The sequence below is a fragment of the Microbacterium sp. NPDC055683 genome, from assembly GCF_053617895.1.
Genome location: NZ_JBSHGQ010000005.1, coordinates 70898 through 91951 on the forward strand (window position 1 = coordinate 70898; position 21054 = coordinate 91951).

General features: G+C 70.9%; 19 protein-coding genes. 5 read left to right on the forward strand and 14 right to left on the reverse strand.

What is annotated here, in order from left to right; translation table 11 throughout:
• The first annotated feature begins 28 nt into the window (after positions 1–28).
• A complete protein-coding gene (locus ACWGPF_RS03605) occupies positions 29–2218 on the forward strand; it encodes an MMPL family transporter (protein WP_452331573.1) in 2190 nt (729 codons plus the stop codon).
• 135 nt (positions 2219–2353) lie between these two features.
• Here ACWGPF_RS03605 and ACWGPF_RS03610 read toward each other — a convergent pair whose 3' ends face one another.
• The 6 genes from ACWGPF_RS03610 to ACWGPF_RS03635 all read right to left on the reverse strand — a co-directional run bounded on the left by ACWGPF_RS03610 (position 2354) and on the right by ACWGPF_RS03635 (position 9635).
• A complete protein-coding gene (locus ACWGPF_RS03610) occupies positions 2354–2527 on the reverse strand; it encodes a hypothetical protein (protein ID WP_452331520.1) in 174 nt (57 codons plus the stop codon).
• Positions 2528–2640: 113 nt separating this feature from the next.
• Positions 2641–4758 (reverse strand): DEAD/DEAH box helicase, encoded by a 2118-nt coding sequence (locus tag ACWGPF_RS03615; protein WP_452331521.1) that lies wholly within the window; start codon positions 4756–4758, stop codon positions 2641–2643.
• A gap of 259 nt (positions 4759–5017) precedes the next feature.
• Positions 5018–8479, reverse strand: coding sequence for an efflux RND transporter permease subunit (locus ACWGPF_RS03620; protein WP_452331522.1), 3462 nt, complete (start codon positions 8477–8479; stop codon positions 5018–5020).
• 122 nt (positions 8480–8601) lie between these two features.
• Positions 8602–8961: a fluoride efflux transporter FluC gene (locus tag ACWGPF_RS03625; protein WP_452331523.1), complete on the reverse strand. Its 360-nt coding sequence runs from the start codon at positions 8959–8961 to the stop codon at positions 8602–8604.
• Positions 8958–9347 carry a fluoride efflux transporter FluC gene (locus tag ACWGPF_RS03630; RefSeq protein WP_452331524.1) on the reverse strand — a complete coding sequence of 130 codons (390 nt, stop codon included), beginning with the start codon at positions 9345–9347 and terminating at the stop codon, positions 8958–8960. The genes ACWGPF_RS03625 and ACWGPF_RS03630 overlap by 4 nt, the downstream gene beginning before the upstream one ends.
• A 99-nt stretch (positions 9348–9446) precedes the next feature.
• On the reverse strand, positions 9447–9635 hold the full coding sequence (locus ACWGPF_RS03635) for a DUF3073 domain-containing protein (protein WP_345437006.1): 189 nt from the start codon (positions 9633–9635) through the stop codon (positions 9447–9449).
• A gap of 154 nt (positions 9636–9789) precedes the next feature.
• Between ACWGPF_RS03635 and ACWGPF_RS03640 the strand changes: the two genes are divergently transcribed.
• Positions 9790–10341 carry a universal stress protein gene (locus ACWGPF_RS03640; RefSeq protein ID WP_452331525.1) on the forward strand — a complete coding sequence of 184 codons (552 nt, stop codon included), beginning with the start codon at positions 9790–9792 and terminating at the stop codon, positions 10339–10341.
• Positions 10342–10361: 20 nt separating this feature from the next.
• Here the strand turns inward: ACWGPF_RS03640 and ACWGPF_RS03645 are convergent, their stop codons facing one another.
• The gene (locus tag ACWGPF_RS03645; protein ID WP_452331526.1) at positions 10362–10964 is read right to left on the reverse strand and encodes a PadR family transcriptional regulator; all 603 of its coding nucleotides are present in this window, start codon (positions 10962–10964) and stop codon (positions 10362–10364) included.
• Complete coding sequence (locus ACWGPF_RS03650; RefSeq protein ID WP_452331527.1) at positions 10964–11848, reverse strand: DUF4097 family beta strand repeat-containing protein; 885 nt, start codon at positions 11846–11848, stop codon at positions 10964–10966. The genes ACWGPF_RS03645 and ACWGPF_RS03650 overlap by 1 nt, the downstream gene beginning before the upstream one ends.
• Positions 11849–12018: 170 nt before the next feature.
• Here ACWGPF_RS03650 and ACWGPF_RS03655 point away from each other — a divergent pair, with 170 nt between their 5' ends.
• Together ACWGPF_RS03655 and ACWGPF_RS03660 are read left to right on the forward strand one after the other, a co-directional pair.
• Positions 12019–12777 (forward strand): MerR family transcriptional regulator, encoded by a 759-nt coding sequence (locus ACWGPF_RS03655; protein ID WP_452331528.1) that lies wholly within the window; start codon positions 12019–12021, stop codon positions 12775–12777.
• Positions 12778–12862: 85 nt separating this feature from the next.
• Entirely contained in the window at positions 12863–13438 is a 576-nt protein-coding gene (locus ACWGPF_RS03660; RefSeq protein ID WP_452331529.1) for an HdeD family acid-resistance protein, read from the forward strand.
• A 51-nt stretch (positions 13439–13489) separates the two neighbouring features.
• Here ACWGPF_RS03660 and ACWGPF_RS03665 read toward each other — a convergent pair whose 3' ends face one another.
• The 6 genes from ACWGPF_RS03665 to ACWGPF_RS03690 all read right to left on the reverse strand — a co-directional run bounded on the left by ACWGPF_RS03665 (position 13490) and on the right by ACWGPF_RS03690 (position 19659).
• The gene (locus tag ACWGPF_RS03665; protein WP_452331530.1) at positions 13490–14551 is read right to left on the reverse strand and encodes a Gfo/Idh/MocA family protein; all 1062 of its coding nucleotides are present in this window, start codon (positions 14549–14551) and stop codon (positions 13490–13492) included.
• Entirely contained in the window at positions 14551–15276 is a 726-nt protein-coding gene (locus ACWGPF_RS03670) for a cupin domain-containing protein (protein WP_452331531.1), read from the reverse strand. The genes ACWGPF_RS03665 and ACWGPF_RS03670 overlap by 1 nt, the downstream gene beginning before the upstream one ends.
• A complete protein-coding gene (locus ACWGPF_RS03675; RefSeq protein WP_452331532.1) occupies positions 15273–16403 on the reverse strand; it encodes a Gfo/Idh/MocA family protein in 1131 nt (376 codons plus the stop codon). The genes ACWGPF_RS03670 and ACWGPF_RS03675 overlap by 4 nt, the downstream gene beginning before the upstream one ends.
• A gap of 63 nt (positions 16404–16466) precedes the next feature.
• Entirely contained in the window at positions 16467–17777 is a 1311-nt protein-coding gene (locus tag ACWGPF_RS03680) for an ABC transporter substrate-binding protein (protein WP_452331533.1), read from the reverse strand.
• A gap of 24 nt (positions 17778–17801) precedes the next feature.
• Complete coding sequence (locus ACWGPF_RS03685; protein ID WP_452331534.1) at positions 17802–18716, reverse strand: carbohydrate ABC transporter permease; 915 nt, start codon at positions 18714–18716, stop codon at positions 17802–17804.
• On the reverse strand, positions 18706–19659 hold the full coding sequence (locus tag ACWGPF_RS03690) for a carbohydrate ABC transporter permease (protein WP_452331535.1): 954 nt from the start codon (positions 19657–19659) through the stop codon (positions 18706–18708). The genes ACWGPF_RS03685 and ACWGPF_RS03690 overlap by 11 nt, the downstream gene beginning before the upstream one ends.
• A gap of 148 nt (positions 19660–19807) precedes the next feature.
• On the opposite strand from ACWGPF_RS03690, the gene ACWGPF_RS03695 reads away from it, so the two are divergent.
• A complete protein-coding gene (locus ACWGPF_RS03695; RefSeq protein ID WP_452331536.1) occupies positions 19808–20794 on the forward strand; it encodes a LacI family DNA-binding transcriptional regulator in 987 nt (328 codons plus the stop codon).
• The last annotated feature ends 260 nt before the right edge of the window (positions 20795–21054 follow it).

Sequence of the window (21054 nt, forward strand, 5' to 3'; positions counted from 1 at the left end):
TAGCTAGCGATCAGACGACTGGAGCATGATGTCCCCTCTCCCCGAAGCACCGCGCGTGCAGTCGAGCGCCCCGAGCACGACCCCTCCTCGGGTCCCCCGGTGGCTGCGCATCCTCCTGCCCGCCGTGCTCATCCTCGTGTGGCTCGCCGGCGCATCGATCGGCGGGCCGTACTTCGGCAAGGTCGACGAGGTCTCCTCGAACGATCAGACCACCTACCTTCCCGAGAGCGCCGATGCGACGGCCGTCCAGGAGCGGCTCTCCGACTTCACCGACGGCGACGCCATCCCCGCCGTCGTCGTCTTCTCCTCCGACGCCGACCTGGGCGACGACGACCTCGCCGCCATCGACGAGCGGCTCGCCGCGGCGGCCGATCTCGACGGCGTCGACGAGGTCTCCCCCGCCATCGCCTCCGACGACGGGAAGGCGGCGCAGGCGTTCGTCCCGATCTCCTCCGACGCCGAGCTGTCCGAGGTCGTCGCGGCACTCGACGAGGCCCTCTCCGACGGGCTCCCCGCCGACGTCGCGGTGCACATCACGGGCCCCGCCGGGTTCTCCAACGACCTCGTCTCCGCGTTCGCCGGCATCGACGGGATCCTCCTGCTCGTCGCCCTCGCCGCTGTGCTCGTCATCCTCGTCATCGTCTACCGGTCGCTGCTCCTGCCCGTCGCGGTGCTCTCGACGAGCCTGTTCGCGCTGTGCGTCGCGCTCCTCACGGTGTGGTGGCTGGCGAAGGCCGGCGTGCTGCTCCTCAGCGGACAGACGCAGGGCATCCTCTTCATCCTCGTCATCGGCGCCGCGACCGACTACTCGCTCCTGTACGTCTCCCGGTACCGCGACGAGCTCATCCGCACCGAGAGCACCTGGACCGCGTCGATGCGGGCCCTGCGCGGCTCGTTCGAGCCCATCCTGGCGTCGGGCGGCACGGTGATCGCCGGTCTCCTCTGCCTGCTGCTGAGCGACCTCAAGTCGAACAGCACGCTCGGCCCCGTGGCGGCCATCGGCATCGTCTTCGCGATGCTGTCGGCGCTCTCGCTGCTCCCCGCGCTCCTGTTCGCCTTCGGTCGTGCGGCGTTCTGGCCGCGGCGGCCCGTATACGCGCCCGACACGGCGGCCGAGGGCGCGCCCGCACGAGGTCTCTGGGCCGGGGTCGGGCGGGCCATCCGCGCGCGGCCGCGCGTCATCTGGGCGCTCACGGCCGTCGTCCTGGCCGCTGGCTCGATCGGGTTCACGCAGTTCCAGGCCGACGGGGTGTCGCAGTCGGACCTCGTGCTGGGCGAGTCGCAGGCGCGCGAGGGCCAGCAGGTGCTCGGCGAGCACTTCCCGGCAGGATCAGGAAGCCCCGTCTACGTCGTCGTCGCGGAGGACGAACTGCAGGCCGCGGCCGATGTGCTGCTCGCCGCCGACGGCATCGACGGCGTCGCCGTGACGGCCGACACGGAGAGCGGCAGCGCTCCCGTGACGGAAGACGGCGTCACGGCCTTCGGTCCTCCCGGAACGCCGTCACCCGATCCCACCGTGGCGGATGGCGATGTGCTGCTGCAGGGCACTCTCGCGGACGCCGCCGACTCGACCGCCGCCGAGCAGACGGTGCGCGATCTGCGGGTCGCGCTCGACGACGCCGTGCCCGGCGCGCTCGTGGGCGGCGTCACGGCGACCGATGTCGACACGAACGACGCGTCGATCCACGACCGCAACCTCATCATCCCCGTCATCCTCGCGGTGATCCTCGTGATCCTCATGCTGCTGCTGCGGTCGATCCTCGCGCCGGTGCTGCTCATCCTCACGACCGTGCTCTCGTTCGGAACCGCCATGGGCGTGTCGGCGTTCGTGTTCAACGAGGTGCTCGGGTTCCCGGGGGCCGACCCGGCGGTACCGCTGTACGGCTTCGTCTTCCTCGTGGCGCTCGGCATCGACTACAACATCTTCCTCATGACGCGGGTGCGCGAGGAGTCGCTGCGGCACGGGACGCGCGACGGAATCATCCGAGGGCTGGCGATCACCGGCGGCGTCATCACGTCGGCGGGCCTCGTGCTGGCGGCGACGTTCACGGCGCTGTCGGTCATCCCCGTGCTGTTCCTCGTGCAGCTCGCGTTCATCGTCGCGTTCGGCGTGCTGCTCGACACGTTCATCGTGCGCTCGCTGCTCGTGCCCGCGCTCGCGTACGACATCGGCCGCGCCATCTGGTGGCCGTCGAAGCTCGCCCGCGGCTCGCGCTGAGGCCGGCTGGCGGGCGAACACACCGCAGGAGATCCGGGCTGGGCGGATGGCCGTCGGCCCGGATCCGCGCGGACCCACCGAATCGGCTCGGCCGGATCTCCTGCACTGTGCACGACCGAGGACGAGACGTGGGCATCAGCTGCGGGCGGCGGGCGACCACACCACGATGAGGAACGTCGCGATGGGTCCGAGGATCAGCGATCCGAGGAACCATCCGAGCCGCGTGCGGTTCTTCTGCTCGGCGAGACCGGCGTTCACGAGGGCGAGCGTGAGCCATCCGCCGCCGGCGAGCCATCCGTTGATGTCCATACCTTCACGGTAGGACAGCATGTCGCCACGGCCGCGAAGGGATCCGCCCAGATCGGAGACGCGCAACGGCCCCGTCGCGCGATGCGACGGGGCCGTGATCCGGATGGCGGGGGTTACGCGGTGAGCTCCGCGGCGGTCGGGACGGCGCCCGCGATCTCGTCGAGGAGGTCGTCACCCGGACGCACCTGGTCGAACGGCGCGTCGATCTCGGCGCGCTCGAGCAGCTCGCTCATGCGGCGCTGGCGCATCCGCGTAATGAGGGTGACGACCCGGCCCGAGCGGCCGGCGCGGCCCGTGCGACCCGCGCGGTGCAGGTACGTCTTGTACTCGGTGGGCGCGTCCGCCTGGACCACGAGGTCGACGTCGTCGACGTGGATGCCGCGAGCGGCGACGTCCGTCGCGACGAGCACCTGCGCCCGGCCCTTCGAGAACTTCTCGATGTTGCGTGTGCGCTTGGCCTGGTTCAGGTCGCCGTGGAGCGCGACGGCGGTGATGCCCGCGTCCTCGAACTGCTCGGCGAGCTGCTCGGCGTACGCCCGGGTGCGCGAGAAGACGAGCGTCTTCCCCTCGCGGTCGACGAGCGTGTCGAGGATCTCGCCCTTGCTGCGCTGATCGATGACGAGCACGCGGTGATCGATCGTGCCCGAGTCCTGCGTCTCGCCCGCGACCTCGTAGACCGAGGGCTCGACGAGGAACTCGTCGACGAGCGCGGCGACCTCGCGGTCGAGCGTGGCCGAGAAGAGGAGCTTCTGCGAGCCGTCGGCTGTGAGGCGCAGCAGGCGCTGCACGGGCTCGAGGAAGCCGAGCTCGCACATGTGGTCGGCCTCGTCGAGCACGGCGATCGAGATCTGCGAGAGGTCGAGCTTGCCCTGCGCGTGCAGGTCCTCCATGCGGCCGGGCGTGCCGATGATGATGTCGACGCCCTTCTGCAGCGCTCCGACCTGGCGCCCCTGCGGCACGCCGCCGTAGATCTGCGTCGTGAAGAGGCCGACGCTGCGCGCGATCGGCTGGATGGTCCGGTCGATCTGCAGGGCGAGCTCGCGCGTGGGGGCGAGGATGAGCGCGACGGGGGCGCGACCGAACTCGCGCTTCGTCCCTGCCTTCGACCGCAGCACGCGCTCGACGAGCGGTGCGCCGAAGGCGATCGTCTTGCCCGAGCCCGTGCGTCCGCGCGCGAGCACGTCGCGGCCCTCGATGATGGGCGGGATGGTCGCGGCCTGGATCGGGAACGGCTTGTCGGCGCCGAGGGCGGCGAGGGCGCGCTCGATGTTGTCGCCCAGTCCGATCTCCGCGAACGTCACCTCGACGGCGTCGTCGGTCTGGATGGCCTGGGCCTCGAGGCGCTCGTGCACGACGTCGATCTGCTGCTCCTGCGCGGCCGAGCGAGCAGGACGGTCGTCGCGGCGGAAGCCGCCGTCACGCTGACCGCCGTCGCGACGCTCGTAGCCGCCCTCGCGACGCTGACCGCGGTCACGGCCCGCGAAGCCGCGGTCGTCACGACGGAACCCGCCGTCGCGTTGGCCACCGCCGAAGCCACGGTCGTCACGGCGCTCGTAGCCGCCCTCGCGACGCTGACCGCCCTCGCGACCCGCGAAGCCGCGATCGTCACGGCGCTCGTACCCGCCTTCACGACGCTGGCCACCGAAGCCGCCGTCGCGACGCTGACCGCCGTCACGACCCGCGAAGCCGCGATCGTCACGGCGCTCGTACCCGCCTTCACGACGCTGACCGCCGCCGAAGCCACGGTCGTCGCGACGCTCGAAGCCTCCTTCACGACGCTGGCCGCCGAAGCCGCCCTCGCGACGCTGACCGCCGTCACGACCCGCGAAGCCGCGATCGTCACGACGGGGGTAGCCGCCCTCACGACGCTGACCGCCGCCGAAGCCGCGATCGTCGCGACGCTCGTGACCGCCCTCACGACGCTGACCGCCATCACGCCCGCCGAACCCACGGTCGTCCCGACGGAACCCGCCGTCGCGCTGACCGCCGTCGCGACCCGCGTATCCGCGGTCGTCACGACGCTCGTAGCCGCCCTCGCGACGCTGACCGCCCTCGCGACCCGTGAACCCACGGTCGTCCCGGCGGTATCCGCCCGCGGCGCTGTCGTCGCGGCGCGGGCCGCGCGACCCGCCGTCGTTCCCGCGGAAAGGTCCGCCGGTCTTCTTCTTGGCATAGCGCGGATCGAAGTTCTGGGCGGGTCGACCGCCGGCCGGCTTCTTGCTCTTGGGCATGGGTGTGTCCTTCTGGTTCTCGCACGAGAACAGCGCCTGCGCACGCATGCGCAGGCAAACCCGGGCGTCCATCGGCCGGGGGCCATTCATGTGATGGTTCATGCGCGTCGATCGACGCTCACCATCGGCCCCCGGACTCACACTTGCTGAAAACGTCCGCGCTCTACGCGGTGTCCGAAGCCGACTGGTCGACGTTACCGGACCCGACTGGGAAACGCCCCTGCACCCGGAGGCGGCGCAGGGGCGCACCGGCCCGCCGCTACCGCGGGCGGTGCTGAACGGGTGCCGCGGTCGGCAGGCCGGCCGCGGGCGCCGACGGAGCACCCGTCGCGCTCCCGGCCGTGACCGCCTCGGCGGTCACGGCGACGGAGACGGACACCCTCACGGGCTCGCCCGACGACGCCTGCTCCGACACGACGGTGCGCGCCACAGGGGTCGCCTCTGCCGGTGAGCTCACGGTCTGCGCGGAGTCCCGCCTCGAGACGCGCGAGACCGGAGACGCAGGGGCCGCAGCGACGAGCGCATCCTGCTCCGACAGCGCTGCGGACGCCCGCGCGACCCCGGGCGCAGGCGATCCGCCGCCATCCGGATCGGTCGCGGGCCCGCCGTCCTCGCCCGGCCCGCCGGAGCCTCCGCGCCGGGCGATCCGTCGCTCCTTCGCGCCCTCGACCAGGTTGTAGAGCGTCGGCAGCACGATGAGGGTGAGGAACGTCGACGAGACCAGGCCGCCGATGACGACGATCGCGAGAGGCTGCGAGATGAACCCGCCGTGCCCCGTGATGCCGAGCCCCATGGGCGTGAGCGCGAAGATCGTCGCGAGGGCCGTCATGAGGATGGGCCGCAGTCGCATCGATGCGCCGGCCAGCGTCGCGTCGTGGGTCGACAGCCCCTTCTCGCGGTACTGGTTGACGAGGTCGACGAGCACGATCGCGTTCGTCACGACGATGCCGATGAGCATGAGCACGCCGATGAGCGACGCGACGCCGAGCGGCACGCCCGTGACGACCTGCAGCAGGATGGCCCCCGTGGCCGCGAACGGCACCGACACGAGCAGCAGGATCGGCTGACGCAGCGACTTGAAGGTCGCCACCATCACGACGTACACGATGAGGATGGCCGCGAGCATCGCGAGGCCGAGCTGACTGAACGAGTCCGCCTGCTGCTCCGCGACGCCGCCGACCGACGCCGAGGCGCCGTCGGGGAGGTCGGCCGCCTCGATCGCGGCGGCCGCCGAGGCGGTCGCCACCGCGAGGTCGTCGCCTGCGGGCGGCACCGTGATGGTCGCCGTGCGGCGCCCGTCGACCGTCGTGATCGACGCGGGGCTCGCGCTCTCCTCGATCGTCGCGAGGTCCTGCAGCTGCACGACCCCGGTGGCCGTCGGGAGGTCCAGCTCGCGCAGCTGCGCGACCGTCGCCGGCGGGTCGGACACCGCGATGTAGATGTCGAGGGAGGTCTCCTCGAACTCGACGCTCCCCGCCTGCTGCGGCTGCATGGTCGACGACACGATCGAGCCGATCGCGGCCTCCGACAGCCCGGCTTCCGCTGCCGCGTCGCGATCGACCTCGACGGCGATGTACGGCAGCGACGACGCGAGGTCGTCGGTGACGGCGCCCACGCCGTCACGGCCGTCGAGCTCCGCCACGATGGCGTCGGTCGCCGCAGCGAGCGCGTCGGAGGTCGGCGCCTCGACGCTGATCGCGATATCGCTCGATCCGAAGCCGGCTGCGGCCGACACGATGAGATCGCCCGCGTCGTCGAGGGCGTCGAGGGCGTCCTGCACCTCCGCGCGCAGCTCCTCCTGGTCGACGCCGTCGGCGCTCATGACGGAGTACGTGACGCCGCCCCCGCCCGAGAACGCGTCGGAGAGGGCGGAGCCGCTCGACCCGACCGACACCTGCACCGTCTCGATGCCGTCGATGCCGTCGAGCACCTCTTCCACGCGCTGCGCGGCGGCGTCCTTCGCCTCGAGGCTCGCCGTGTCGCCGAGGTCCTGCGAGATCGTCATGGTGTTCTGCCCCGAGTCGCCGAGGAAGTTCACCTTCATGAGGGGAGCGAGCGCGACGGTGCCGACGAGCACGACAACCGCGAGCGCGACCGTGAGCCCGGAGTGCCGAAGCGTCCATCCGAGGATCGGGTGGTAGGCCCGCTGCAGACGGGACGGCGGCGCGTCGGGGTGCTCGGGATCGATCGGATGACCGTGCTCGTCGAGGAGCGGCTTGCCTGGTCGCATGAACCAGTACGCGAGCACGGGCACGATCGTCAGCGCGACGAGGAGCGACGCGGCCATCGCGATGGTCACCGTCATGGCGAACGGGCGGAACAGCTCGCCGACCATGTCGCCGACGAACACGATCGGCAGGAAGACGGCGACGGTCGTGATCGTCGACGCCGTGACCGCTCCGGCGACCTCGCGCACGGCGAGGCGGATGGCCGCGCCCTTGTCGGCGTCGCCCACGTAGTGCCGCTTGATGTTCTCGATGACGACGATGGAGTCGTCGACGACGCGGCCGATCGAGATCGTGAGCGCGCCGAGCGTGAGCATGTTGAGCGTGTAGCCGAACGACTGCATCCCGATGAACGTGATGAGCACGCTCGTCGGGATCGAGATCGCCGTCACGATCGTCGAGCGCACCGACAGCAGGAACACGAGGATGACGATGACGGCGAACACGAGGCCCAGCAGCCCCTCGGTCGCGAGCGTCTCGATCGACTGCACGATGAACGGCGCCTGGTCGAAAACCACCGTGAACTGTGCATCGGGGAGCGTCTCGCGCAGATCGTCGAGCACCGCCTGCACGCCCTCCGAGACCTCGACGGTGTTGGCGTCGGGGAGCTTCGTGATGGAGATCGAGATGGCGTCCTCGCCGTTCACGCGCGACAGCGACGTGACGGGATCATCGGTCTGGGCGACGTCGGCGACGTCGGCGATCGTCACGACCGGCGCGGGCACGGGCATCCCCGTCGCCGGGTCGACCGTCGCGGTCGTCGCGAGCGGCAGCGCACGCAGCTGGTCGAGGTCGGCGATCTTCGCCCCCGTCTGCACCGTGAGCGTGCGATCGTCCTCCGTGATGTCGCCGCCCGGGAACAGGTTGCCGTTCTGCTGCAGGGCGTCCGAGATCGCCTGCTGCGTGAGGCCGGCGGCCGCCAGCGCCTCGGTGTCGGGGGTGATCGTGATGCGCTGTCCCACGCCGCCGACGATCTCCGCGGCGTTAACGCCCTCGACGTCCTCGAGGTCGGGGATGGCGATCGACTCGAGCTGCGCCTGCGCCTCGTCCGCCTCGCCCAGACCCGACGCCGCGACCTGGATGACGGGGAGGTCGTCGATGCTGATGGCGAGCACCTGCGGCTCGACGCCGTCGGGCAGCTGGCTCGAGATCCGGCTGATGGCCTGCTGCATCTTCTGCTCGGCCGTCGCGAGGTTCGCGCCGTACGAGAACGTCGCCTGGATGATCGACGAGTTCGTCGTCGACGTCGCCGACGACGACTCCAGGTCGGGGACGCCGGCGATCGCGGTCTCGATCGGCGTCGACACGTCGGCCTCGACGACCTCGGGCGAGGCGCCGGGGTACGTCGTCATGACGACGAGCGAGGGCAGCTCGATCGACGGGATGAGCTCCTGCTTGAGGTTCGTGAGCGACAGCCCGCCGAAGACGGCGGCGCAGATCGTGATGAGCGCGATGAGCGCCCTGTTCTTGAGGCTGAGGACGGCGAGCTTCGACACAGGTCTCTCTCGTTCGGGATGGCCGGGCGAGGCGCGGACGGACCTCGATACGGTCCTGTATCCGCAAGGCCATTCTCGCACCGGGCAGCGTCCGGGCACGTCCCCCCAGGGGAGGATCTCCGTCAGAGCAGCGCAGCCATCCCGAGCCCCGCAGCCGCCGCCGCGACGCATACCGAGAGGGTGCCGAGGGCATCCGCGATGGCAGCGCGCGTCCGCCCCTCCCGCAGGAATGCCGCGGAGTCGAGGGCGACCGTGCTGAAGGTCGTGTATCCGCCGAGCAGACCGGCTCCGACGGCCGCGAGCCAGGCCGTCTCGGAGACCGCGCCCGTGAGGAGCCCCAGCGCGAACGACCCCGTCGCGTTCACGACGAGGATGGCCCAGGGGAACCCGCGCGGCAGCACGCGCCCGAGCAGCACGTCGACGAGCCAGCGGGCGCCGGAGCCGATGCCCCCGGCGATCGCCACGACGAGCAGGAGGATCACGACGACCGCCTCGCGACGAGCCGGGCGCCGACGGCGAGCCCTGCGAGGGCGGCCGCGGTCGCCGCGGCCACGAGGAGGAGGGCACCGAGCAGCGCGATCGCCGCGCCCTCTGCAAGGAACGACGCGGTCTGCACGGCGAAGGCGCTGTAGGTCGTGAACCCTCCGAGCACCCCGGTGCCGAGGAAGGCCCGGACACGGGGGCGGCGGTCGGCGACGGCACCGGCCACGATGCCGAGGAGGAAGGCCCCGACGAGGTTGATCGCCGCCGTCGTGACGACCGCGGCGTCCGCATCGGAGATCACCAGGGCGTAGCGGAGGGCTGCGCCGACCGCTCCGCCCGCGATGACAGCGGGGAGGAGCGACCAGCGGACCGGAGGGCGGCTCATCGCGTCATGCCCCGACGCGCATGCGAGGACGGTCGGACGCACGAAAGTCGCCGCGGACGGATGTCCGCAGCGACCGCGTGGGTGTGGACCCGAGAGGAGCTATGCCTTCTCGAGTTCGTCTTCGTCCTCGTCCTCGTCGGCGTACTGGTCGGCCCAGCGGTCGACGTACTGGTCGTCCTCGGGATGACCGAGCTCCCGCTCGAGGGCCGAGTAGTCGACAGCAGGGCTGAACGACTTGAGTTCGCGGGCGAGCTTGGTGTGCTTCGCCTTCTGACGGCCACGGCCCATGGGCGAGACCCCCTTATGTCAATGGCAACGGGCTTATTCGCCGGCCCGTATGCGATCACTTCGGACAGCCGGCGGTTGCCGGAAAGAGTATGATCCACGATACCACGCGGCCTCGCCACCGGCCGGGCTGCGGCATCGGAGAGAGGACGCGGTCATGAGCGACAACGAGGTCTCCCCCGTCGAGGAGACGCACGATCCGGGTGCGGACGCCGCCCTGCAAGGAGCCGTCGTCGTGGGGGTGATCCCCGGTCAGACGCCGCGTGTCGTGAAGGAGGCGGCGCGGTACGCGCATCTCCTGCATGCCCCGCTCGTCGTCGCGCACGTCGACGTCACGCGCTTCGTCACCTACGAGGATCCCGACGGATTCGTGCAGACGGCGCCCGTCGACATCCACATCGACGCGGGAGCGGAGGAGCTCGCGGCGGTGACCGCGGCCGCGGAGGCCGCCCTGTCCGGCAAGGACGTGGCGTGGTCGGTGAAGCAGCTCGTCGGCGACCCCGCGCTCGCGATCAAGCACTTCGCCGACCGCGTGGACGCCCGTCTCCTCGTCGTCGGCACCCGCAAGCGCGGGTTCGGGGAGTCGGTCCGCGAGTTCTTCACGGGCTCCGTGGCGGCACGGCTGTCGCATCGGCAGCACCGACCCATCCTCGTCGTGCCCGTGAGCGAGCCGCTCGCCGACGACGAGGACTGGCCCGTGGAGGCCTGACCGCCGGCGCGCCGGGGCCGTCAGCCGAGCGATCGGCGGACGGCCTCGGCGGCGTCGTCGAGGGCGCGGGCGAGGTCGTCGACGACGGACGCCGCGAGCTCGCCGCCCCGAGCGACATGCGTCCGGAGATCGGCGCGGACGCGTCCGCGGAAGTCGTTCACGAGCACGTCGACCCGCTGCAGGTGCTCCCGCGAGCGCACGCGCGGGTCGTCGCGCGTCTCGGGCCGCGCCGGCTCGTCCGGCGTCCGCGCGGCCGCCGCGAGGTCGGCGCGGAGGCTCCGCATGGCGTCCTGCACGCTCGCGCGCACGCCGTCGGCGATGAGGCGCACCGAGTCCGCGAGACCCTCCTGGATGCCGTCGATGTCCGCCGCGCGGGCGGCGACCTCCGCTCGGCCAGCCTCCGTGATGGCGTAGACGGTCTTGCGTCCGTCCGCGGACTTCGTGACGAGCCCCTCTTCCTCGAGCTTCGCGAGGCGCGGATAGATGGTGCCCGCGCTCGGCGTGTACGTGCCGCCGGTGCGTTCGGACAGCGCCTGCATGATGTCGTAGCCGTGCCGCGGCGTCTCGTCGAGCAGGGCGAGCAGATAGAGCCGCAGGTCGCCGTGGGAGAAGACGGGGGGCATCAGGCGCTCCGCTCCTCGCCCGACGCACCGCCGGGCCACTCGACCTGCTCGTCGGTGTCGCCGGCGGGCGCGGACGGGTCGTCCCGCCGCACCACGGTGATGTCGCCGGAGACGGTGTTGACGCCCACGTCGACGAACGCGCTCGAGAGCTCGCCCACCGAGCCGGTGTAGTTCGACGGCCCCGACGACGCGTACCGGACGCCGTCGACGAGGATTCGCCCGCTCGCGGAGCGCGCGACGTAGTTCGCGGGATAGCCCGCGTCGAGGCGCACCGTCACGGCGCCGCTCACGCCGTTGACGGAGATGCGCGAGACCGGGCCCTCTGCGTCGACGAAGGTCGATCCCGAGACGGAGTCGACGTCGACCTTCGTGACCGCGCCGGTGACGGCCACGTCGCCCGAGACCGTGTTCGCCGAGAACGGGCCGGTGAGGCCGCGCACCTGGATGTCGCCCGAGACGGCGTTGGCTCCCAGGTCGCCGCGGAGCCCATCGACGAGGATGTCGCCCGACACCGTGTTGAGACGGGTGTGCCCCTCCACTCCCGAGACGAGCGCGCCGGCGCTCACGACACCCAGCGTGAGGGCGACGGCACGGGGGACGGCGAGGCTCACCTCGGCGCGCGGACCCCCCGACCCGAAGTTGCGGAACACCTCGAGGAAGTTGTCCCACCTCAGCTGCGCGTGATCGAGCTCGAGCTGGTCGCCCGTCACCTCCACGCGGAGGTCCTTCACGCTCACGCCGTGGACCTCGAGCCGCACGTGCGGCTCGTCGTGTGCGATGACGTCGACCTGTCCGCCGACGAGGCCCACCTTGAGACGGCGGATGCCCTCGACGTCGATGACGCGGGTCTCACCCGGGTGGATGAGCCACTTCTCGTCTGCCATGATCTGCTCCTGTCCGCCGGGGACCCGGCCGTGCGATTCGAGATATATCTCGATGTCACCGAGTAGAACACGATATATCTCGATAAGCAAGGGCGGATCCGAAGATCGTCCTTGACCTTGACGCGACGTCAACTCGTAGCGTGGAGCCATCCACACGAGAGGAGGACCGCATGGAGTGGTCCATCCAGCAGATCGCGCGGCTCACGGGATCGACGAGCCGCGCGCTGCGGCACTACGACGACATCGGGCTGCTGCCGCCGACCCGCCACGGGTCGAACGGCTACCGGTACTACGACGAGCACGCCCTCGTACGCCTGCAGCGCATCCTGCTGCTGCGCGAGCTCGGGCTCGGCCTGCCGCAGATCGCTGACCTGCTCGCGAGCGATGTCACCCCGGTGCACGCGCTCGAGACGCATCTCGCGTGGCTGGTCGACGAGAGGAACCGCCTCGAACGGCAGATGAAGGCCGTCGCGTCGACCATCCGATCACTCCAGGAAGGCAGGGAGCTCATGGCGGAGGACATGTTCGACGGATTCGACCACGCACAGCACAGGGAGGAGGTGGAGGAGCGCTGGGGGCGCGACGCCTACGCCCGGAGCGACGCCTGGTGGCGCGGGATGTCCGACGCCGAGCGCGCCGCGTGGAAGGACCGCTCCGCGCGGCTCGGCGCCGACTGGATGGCACTGGCCGCGTCGGACGCGGATCCTGCGTCGGATGCCGCGCAGGAGCTGGCGCGCCGCCACGTCGAGTGGCTGCGGGGCATCCCCGGGACGCCCTCGGCGACCCCAGGCGGCGACGAGAGGGCCTATGTCGTCGGGCTCGCCGAGATGTACGTCGCCGATGCGCGCTTCGCCGCGAACTACGGCGGCGCCCGAGGCGCGGCGTTCGTGCGCGATGCGCTCGCGCGGTACGCCGGATCGCACCTGTAACCGGGCGTCGCGTGCGGCGCGGCCCTTTCCGGGGACGCTCCGCACGCACTAGCGTCGGGAGCACAGACCGGCAACAGGAGGAATCGTGACGGATACCACGCACCAGCCCATCGGCCTCGCGCGCACCCTGCGGACGATCGCGATCGTGACGGGCGTCGTCTCGCTCATCGCGGGCGTGGTCATCCTCGTCTGGCCGCTCAAGTCGGCCGTCGCGATCACCGTGCTCATCGCGATCTACACGCTCGTCGCCGGCGTCATCAACATCGCGCTCGCGATCTCCTCGAAGGGGCTCGGCGGATGGCTGCGGGTCGGCATCTCGCTGCTCGGCATCCTGTTCGTCGTCTCGTCGATCGTCGCCTTCGCGAACCTCACCTCGACGACCGTGCTGCTGGCGGCGTTCGTCGCCATCATGCTGGGCGTCTCGTGGATCGTCGACGGCATCGTGTCGCTCTTCGCGCTGGGCGGCCCGAAGGATCCGTTCAGCCCGGTTCCGCGCTCGAAGGGCTGGACGATCGCGTTCGCGATCATCAGCATCCTGGCGGGTGTCGTCGTCATCCTCTCGCCGCTCCTCACGGCGGTCTGGCTGTGGCTCTTCATCGGCGCCGCGCTCGTCGTTTTCGGCATCATCCAGGTCGTCCGCGCCGCGACGCTGGAGCGCTGACCCGCGCCGCCCGCCCGCGTCGGCAGGGAGCGGGCGGGCGGGCATCCGATGTCAGCCCGCGAGCACCTCGGCCTGCTGCTGGGCGAGGATGCTGAGCTCGGCGGCGGCGAACGCGTGCTCCTGCGTCATCGCCGTCTCGGTGCGGTCGATGCTGTCGCGGATGAGCCGGCCGAAGAACGGGAACCCCGTCTTCCCCGCGGCGTCGAACCGGTACTGCCCGTCCTGGTTCACGAGGAGCACCTGCCCTCCCCCGTTGTCGGTCGTGATGTCGACGTACTTGCGCAGCTCGAGGTAGCCGTCGGTCCCGAGGATGAGCGTGCGGCCGTCGCCGAACACGTCGAGACCCGCGGGGGTGAACCAGTCGACCCTCACGTAGCCGCTCGTGCCGTTGTCGAGCACGACGTGCGCGTCGCCGAAGTCCTGCAGCCCGGGGGTGTCGGGATGCGCGTAGTTCGCGACGGTCGCGCTCGCGATGCGACCGCCCGTCGCGCCCGTGTAGTGCAGCATCTGCTCGAAGTTGTGGCTGCCGATGTCGCAGAGGATCCCGCCGTAGCGCGCGGGATCGTAGAACCAGTCGGGCCGCCCCGTGCCCACGCGGTGCGGCCCGAACGACACGACCTGCAGCACGCGGCCGATGGCCCCGCGCTCGATGAGCTGGCCCGCGAGCAGCGCCGCCTCGGAGTGCACGCGCTCGCCGTAGTAGACGGCGAAGATGCCGCCCGTGCGCGCGACGGCGGCGCGCGCCGCCTGCAGATCGTCGAGGGTCGTGATGGCGGGCTTGTCGGCGAAGTAGTCCTTGCCCGCGTCGAGCACGCGCACGCCGAGCGGCGCGCGATCGGAGGCGACCGCGGCGCTCGCGACGAGCCGGATGGCCGGGTCGTCGAGCACCTCCCGCTCGCTCGCGGCGGCGCGCGCCTGCGGATACCGCGCGACGAAATCCGCGACCTTCGCGGGATCGGGATCGAAGACGGCCGAGAGCGTGCCGCCGGCCCGGACGAGCTCCTCCGTCATCCCGTGGATGTGGCCGTGGTCGAGGCCGACGGCCGCGAAGACGAACTCCCCCGGGTCGACGACGGGTTCGGGCAGCGGATCGAAGGTGTACGGATGGCTCATCATGCGTCCTCTCGGTCGGTCACGTCGTAGGTGCGGAGACGGCCGCACATGCCGAAGCCGCGCTCGCCCGTCGAGGCGGCGGCCTCGTGCACGCGCGCGTGGGCGAGATGCGCGACCGAGCCTGCCGCGACCGCCTCCGCGAGCGCGAGCGAGCGCTCCGCCTGTGCCAGCGGCCGCTCGCGGACGAGGTCGGCCCACGCCGCCGCTCGCCCGCGGACGAGGGCGCCCGCCGCGACGTGGAAGGCATCGAGCGGCGCGCGGTCACCCGCGAGGACGGCATCGCGCAGCACCTCGAACCCGGCGACGGCGAGGTCGCGGCGCCGCGCGGCGCGCTCGGCGCGGCCATCCTCTCCTCCGAGCGCGGCTGCGTCAGCGTACGCCGCGCCGTCCGCCACGACCTCCGACGGGAACGTCATGACGGCGTCACCCGCCTCGGGGAGGCCCGCATTGCTCATGAGCACGACGACGCGCAGGTCGCCGCGGTTCACCGCGCGGTGGATGGTTCCGGGCGTGAACCACACGACGTCTCCCGCGGCGAGCGCGGTCTCGCGGAACCCGGTCGCGTCGATCGTCTGGAGCGCCCCCTCCCCCGACACCACGACGTACGCCTCTGTCGAGACGAGGTGCATGTGCGGACTGCCCCCGCAGATGCCGTCGGGCGCCTCGTCGCCGTAGACGTCGAGACGCGACAGCGACGTCCCGCCGGGGAACGACGACGCCGTCACGATGCGGCCTCGGCGAGCGACGCCGTCTTCTCGAAGAAGTGCGGCGCGTGCGCGACGAGCTGTCCCGCCCGGTAGTAGGGGTCGGAGGCGGCGAGGGGCAGAGCGACGATCTCGCGCTCGAACCCGGCCTTGTAGATCGCTGTGACGACCTCGACCGCGTCGCGGCCGTCGCGTCCGCCCGCGACGGGTGCGCGGCCGTCGCGGATGGCGGCGAGCAGATCGCCGATCTGGCCCTCGTGACCGAGGTGCGACAGGGGGGCGCGTTCGGCCACGAGCGCCTCGATGCGTGCGACGAGGTCGGCGTCGCCCCCCTCCGCCGGGAAGCCGTCGGCGCGCGAGCGCTCGGCGACGACCTTCCACGGCTGAGAGACGCGCGCGTTCGCCCCCTGGATGACGATCTCCTGCTCCTCGCCGTGGTGCACGACAGAACTCGTCAGCTGGGCCAGCCCCCGCTCGTATCGGAACACGGCGACCGAGAGGTCCTCGACCTCGGCGTTGTCGTGCTGCGCGTTGGCGAGCATCGCCGTGATCTCGGTCGGGCTGCCGAGCAGCCACAGGAGGAGGTCGATGTGGTGGATCGCGTGGTTGAGCGTGCAGCCGCCGCCCTCCTTCTCCCACGTGCCGCGCCACCACAGGTCGTAGTAGGGCAGCCCCCGCCACCATGCCGAGTCGACGCGCACATGCGAGATCGACCCGAGCAGCCCGGATTCGACGACGGCCTTGAGCGTCGCGAGGTCGTCGCGGAAGCGGTTCTGCGCCACGACCGACAGCAGCTTGCCCGAACGCTCCTGCGCCGCGAGCATGGCGTCGCACTCCTCGAGCGAGGGCGCCATCGGCTTCTCGACGAGCACGTTCACGCCCGCGTCGAGGGCGGCGATCGCGAGCGCGGCGTGCGTCGACGGCGGCGTCGCGACGCTCACGAGATCGAGACCCGCGTCCGCGATCATCGCGAGCGGGTCGTCGAACGCCTGCGCGCCGGCGAGCCCGAACGCCGCCGCCTTGGCCGCGGCCTTCCCCGGCATGACGTCAGCGAGCGCGACGATCTCGCACTGGTCGGGGAACGCGAGGTACCCGCTGATGTGCGCGTCGGCGATGCCGCCGGTGCCGATGATTCCGATTCTGAGCATGCTCTCTTTCACTCTCCAGGGAGGGGATGGCGGCCCCGGCGCCGTGCCGGGGCCGCCGGGTCGTCAGTTGGCCGCGTCGATCGACGCCTGCAGATCGGCGATGTAGCCCTCTGCGGCGTCGGCGGGCGTGGTGCGCTCGAAGAGGACCTCCTGCATGTAGCGCAGCAGCAGGGCATCCTGGTCGGACGAGCCGCTCGGGAGGGGCGCGGGGGCGTCGCCCAGACGCGGCAGCTCGCTCTCGGAGTACTCCACCGCCTTGACCTCCTCCGGCGTGAGGTCGTCGGCGATGATGTCGAGCGTGCTCGACAGCGCGGGAAGGCCCCGCTCCGTGCCGAGGATCTTCACCGCCTCGGGGTCGTTGAGGAAGAAGTCGATGAGGGCCGCGGCCTCCGCGGGGTGCTCCGACTGCGACGAGATCGACCAGTACATCCCCGGCTTGAAGTAGTCGTACGTCTCCACGCCGTCGGGGATCGTGGGGAGCTCGACGAGCTCGATGTTGGCACCCGACGCCTGCGAGTACGCGGAGACCTGCGTCGCGTAGATGAACGACGACACGACCTTGCCGGTCGAGATGGGCAGCTGGTCGAGAGCCAGGCTCGACGTCTCCGCGAACACCGAGGCGGGCGCCGCGGCGCCGCTCTTCGTCCAGTCGAGGGCCTCCTGGAAGTAGGCCTCGAGGGTCGCGGGGTCGATGGAGACCTCGGTGCCGTCGAACAGCTGGTCGCCGTGCTGGCGCGCGAAGAGGTTGAGCATGTGCCCGTTCTGCATGATCGACCCGCCGTAGACGCCGGCGGGTGCCGCCTGCGTCACCTGCTGCGCCCAGGCCTCGTACTCGTCGTAGGTCCAGCCGTCGGTGTCGGGCAGCGGCACGCCGATCTCGTCGAGGAGGTCGGTATTGACGGCGACCGTCATGCTCGAGGTCGAGATCGGCACGGCGTAGAGGCCGTCGTCCCACGCGCCCATGTCGCGCACGCTGTCCTCCATGCCTGAGGTGTCGATGTCGTAGTCGCCGAGCTCGACGAGCGACCCGCGCCCCGCGTACTCGGCGAGGTAGAGCAGGTCCATCTGGACGACGTCGGGGGAGTTCTTGCCGGCCGTCGCCGTGGCGAGCTTCTCCCAGTACCCGCCCCAGTCGGCGAACTCGGGCTCGACCGTGATGTTCGGGTACTCCTCCTCGAAGAGGTCGATGACCTCCTGCGTGCGCTGGTGGCGGGCGTCGCCGCCCCACCAGTACATGCGGAGGGTGACGGGCTCGTCGCTGAGCTCGGTGGAGGCGTCGCCGGCCGCTCCCGTGCCGAGCCCGCAACCCGCGAGCCCGACCGCGAGCGAGGCGGCGACGATGCCGGCTCCGGCGCGAAGGGTGGTGCGCTTCATGATTCTCCTTGTGATGGAAAGGGCCTACTTGAGCCCTGTGGTGGCGATGCCCTTGATGAGGAACTTCTGCCCGAAGGCGAAGATGAGGACGAGCGGGATGATCGACACGACGCTCATCGCGAACATGGCGCCGAACGACGAGGACGACTGCGCGTCGATGAACGACCGCAGCGCGATCGGCACCGTGTAGTTGGCGGGGCTCGTGAGGAAGATGAGCTGCGAGAAGAAGTCGTTCCACACCCAGATGAAGGTGAAGATCGTCGTCGTCGCGAGCGCCGGCATCATGAGGGGCAGCAGGATCTGGAAGAAGATGCGGCCGTGCCCGGCCCCGTCGATGCGGGCCGCCTCGTCGAGCTCCTTCGGCAGGCCGCGGATGAACTGCACCATGAGGAAGATGAAGAACGCGTCGGTGGCGAGGAACTTCGGCACGATGAGCGGCCAGAACGAGTCGTTCAGGCCGAGCTGCGCCCAGAGGATGTACTGGGGCACGATCACGACGTGGATGGGCAGCATCAGCGTCACGAGCATGTACGCGAACGCCGGCCGCTGGAAGCGGAACCGCAGCCGCGCGAACGCGTAGGCCGCCAGCGAGCAGCTCAGCAGGTTGCCGATGATCGAGCCGAGCACGATGACGCCGGAGTTCAGCAGGTACTGCCCGAACGGCGTGCCGAGCGCGGTCCATCCGTAGGTGTAGTTCTCCCACTCGAACGTCGTGAGCAGGAGCGACGGGTTCGAGAAGATCGCCCCCTCCGGGCGGAGCGATGACACGACCATCCACAGCACGGGGTAGAGCGAGACGACGACCATGACGATCATGACGGCGTGGCGGGCGGCCGTTCCCCAGCGGGATCGACTGGGCTGCCGGTAGGGCCGCGCGGACCTCCCGCGGCGCCCCTTCGGGGTGACGATGGTTCGCGTGGTGATGTTCTCAGTCGTCATAGTGCACCCAGTACTTCGAGAGCCAGAAGTTCACGGCGGTCAGCACGCCGATGATGATGAGGAGCAGCCAGGCGAGCGCCGAGGCGTAGCCCATCCGGAAGGAGCCGAAGCCCTCCTGGTAGAGGTACAGCGTGTAGAAGAGCAGCGAGTCGGCGGGGCCGCCCGTGCCGCCCGACACGATGAACGCCTGCGTGAACGCGGAGAAGGAGTTGATCACCGCGAGCACGAGGTTGAAGAAGATGATGGGCGTGAGCAACGGCAGGGTGATGGCGCGGAACCGCCACCAGGCGGGCGCGCCGTCGGTCGCCGCCGCCTCGTACAGCTCCGCCGGGATCTGCCGTAGACCGGCGAGGAAGATCACCATGGGCGACCCGAACATCCACACGTGCAGCAGGATGATCGTGGACAGCGAGGTCTCGGGGCTCCCGATCCAGCTCGTCGACGACTCGATGCCGATCGCGCCGAGCAGCGTGTTGAGCAGCCCCTCCGCGCCGAAGATGAGACGCCACAGCATCGCGATCGCGACGGAGGCGCCGAGCAGGCTCGGCAGGTAGAACGCCGAACGGTAGAAGCCGAGGCCGCGCATCCCCTTGTCGAGCAGGATGGCGAGGCCGAGCGCGACGATGAGCTGCAGCGGGACGCCGATGAGGACGTAGAGGAACGTCACGAGCAGCGACTGGTGCAGGCGGCTGTCGCCGGCCATCCGCGCGTAGTTCTCGAGGCCGACCCAGTTCGGGTCCTGCAGCAGGTTGTAGTCGGTGAACGAGAGGTAGAGCGACATCAGGATCGGCCCGAGCGTGAGCACGGCCGCACCCAGAATGAACGGGGCGAGGAAGACGAGCGCCGCCCTGTTGTCGGGGGCCGCGGCCCTCCGCTCCTCCTCCGTCCTCCGTCTGCCGCGCTCGCGGGCATGCGACATGCTCCGCAGTTCAGCGATGCTCATGGTTCTGCGCATCCTCCTCGATGTCAGTGGAGTGCCGTTCCTACGTATTACTAATACGTAGTACTAAGACGTATTAGGTAGTATGGCGGCAGCAGTCCCCGCCGTCAACCGCTTTCTCGGCACCGGAGTGCGGAGAGGGGGCGTGCACATGGAGAAGCGCGCGACGAGTCGCGATGTGGCCCGCGTGGCCGGGGTGTCGCAGTCGACCGTGTCGTTCGTGTTCACGGGGCGCGACGGCATCTCGGAATCCACTCGCGAGCGCGTGCTGCGCGCCGCGGCGGAGCTCAGCTACCGGCCGAACCTCGCGGCGCGATCCATGCGCACGCGGCGCACGGGCCGCGTGGCGGTGCTCATGACCGTCTCGGCCCTCAATCCGCAGGACCTGCTGCACGGCGTCACCGATGCCGCCGCCGAGGCCGGCTACGTCGTCGAGGTCGTCTACGTCCCCGGCGATCCCGATGCGCGCAGCGTGCGCATCGGCGAGCTCGTCGACTCGCGCCAGTACGAGGGCATCCTCTCGTTCACGCCCATCCGCACCCCGTCGGCGACGGCGGAGGACACCGTCGTGCTGTCGCTCAGCGAGTTCGACGAGGAGATGCACATGACGGGCGAGTTCACCGACGCGCGCCCTGTCGTCGAGATGATGGAGCACCTTGCGGAGCTCGGGCACACCCGCTTCCTGCACATCACGGGCTCGCTGACCTACCCGTCTGCCGTCGCGCGCCGCGATGCGTACCTCGCGACCGTCGAACGGCTCGGTGCGACCTCGCTCGGAGTGATCGAGGGCGACTGGAGCGCGGCGACGGGTCATGCGACGGTGGCCGGCCTGCCCGACGGCACGCCCCCGTTCGCGCTCATCGCGGCCAACGACCTCGTCGCGACGGGGGCCCTGCGCGCCGCGGTGCTGCGCGGATGGTCGGTGCCGGGCGATCTCAGCATCACGGGGTGGGACGACACCGACCAGAGCGCCTACCTCGTCCCCTCCCTCACGACCGTGGTGCAGGACCGCGAGGCGCTCGGGGCGAACGCGATGCGCCGGCTCGTCGCGGCCATCCGCCGCGAGCCCGTGCCGGAGCCCGCGACGGGACTGCAGCACGTCGTCTGGCGGGAGTCGGTCGGGGCGCCGCGCGCGTGAGCGGTGGCGGCGCTGCGGCGTGAGCGCGTGAGCGGCGTGAGCGCGTCGTAGCGCTTCGCCAGTGCGGATGTAGGCGGCGCTCGTCGCGGCGTCGCGGCGCTTCGCCAGCCCGGATGTCGGCGGCGCGGCGGCGCTTCGCCAGTGCGGATGTCGGCCAAAACAGCCGAAACGCCCGACATCCGCACTGGCGGATGCGGCGGAACCCCACATCCGCACTGGCGAAGCGGCCGCCGCCGCTACACCCCGCCGCTACACCCCGC

What these genes read in the sequence shown, in the direction of transcription:
- ACWGPF_RS03665 (WP_452331530.1), bottom strand. Translation starts at nt 14,551, where the DNA reads ATGAGCCATCCGTACACCTTCGATCCGCTGCCCGAACCCGTCGTCGAC.
- ACWGPF_RS03690 (WP_452331535.1), bottom strand. Translation starts at nt 19,659, where the DNA reads ATGAGCATCGCTGAACTGCGGAGCATGTCGCATGCCCGCGAGCGCGGC.
- ACWGPF_RS03685 (WP_452331534.1), bottom strand. Translation starts at nt 18,716, where the DNA reads ATGACGACTGAGAACATCACCACGCGAACCATCGTCACCCCGAAGGGG.
- ACWGPF_RS03695 (WP_452331536.1), top strand. Translation starts at nt 19,808, where the DNA reads ATGGAGAAGCGCGCGACGAGTCGCGATGTGGCCCGCGTGGCCGGGGTG.
- ACWGPF_RS03680 (WP_452331533.1), bottom strand. Translation starts at nt 17,777, where the DNA reads ATGAAGCGCACCACCCTTCGCGCCGGAGCCGGCATCGTCGCCGCCTCG.
- ACWGPF_RS03610 (WP_452331520.1), bottom strand. Translation starts at nt 2,527, where the DNA reads ATGGACATCAACGGATGGCTCGCCGGCGGCGGATGGCTCACGCTCGCC.
- ACWGPF_RS03645 (WP_452331526.1), bottom strand. Translation starts at nt 10,964, where the DNA reads ATGCCCCCCGTCTTCTCCCACGGCGACCTGCGGCTCTATCTGCTCGCC.
- ACWGPF_RS03605 (WP_452331573.1), top strand. Translation starts at nt 29, where the DNA reads ATGTCCCCTCTCCCCGAAGCACCGCGCGTGCAGTCGAGCGCCCCGAGC.
- ACWGPF_RS03635 (WP_345437006.1), bottom strand. Translation starts at nt 9,635, where the DNA reads ATGGGCCGTGGCCGTCAGAAGGCGAAGCACACCAAGCTCGCCCGCGAA.
- ACWGPF_RS03675 (WP_452331532.1), bottom strand. Translation starts at nt 16,403, where the DNA reads ATGCTCAGAATCGGAATCATCGGCACCGGCGGCATCGCCGACGCGCAC.
- ACWGPF_RS03640 (WP_452331525.1), top strand. Translation starts at nt 9,790, where the DNA reads ATGAGCGACAACGAGGTCTCCCCCGTCGAGGAGACGCACGATCCGGGT.
- ACWGPF_RS03630 (WP_452331524.1), bottom strand. Translation starts at nt 9,347, where the DNA reads ATGAGCCGCCCTCCGGTCCGCTGGTCGCTCCTCCCCGCTGTCATCGCG.
- ACWGPF_RS03655 (WP_452331528.1), top strand. Translation starts at nt 12,019, where the DNA reads ATGGAGTGGTCCATCCAGCAGATCGCGCGGCTCACGGGATCGACGAGC.
- ACWGPF_RS03615 (WP_452331521.1), bottom strand. Translation starts at nt 4,758, where the DNA reads ATGCCCAAGAGCAAGAAGCCGGCCGGCGGTCGACCCGCCCAGAACTTC.
- ACWGPF_RS03650 (WP_452331527.1), bottom strand. Translation starts at nt 11,848, where the DNA reads ATGGCAGACGAGAAGTGGCTCATCCACCCGGGTGAGACCCGCGTCATC.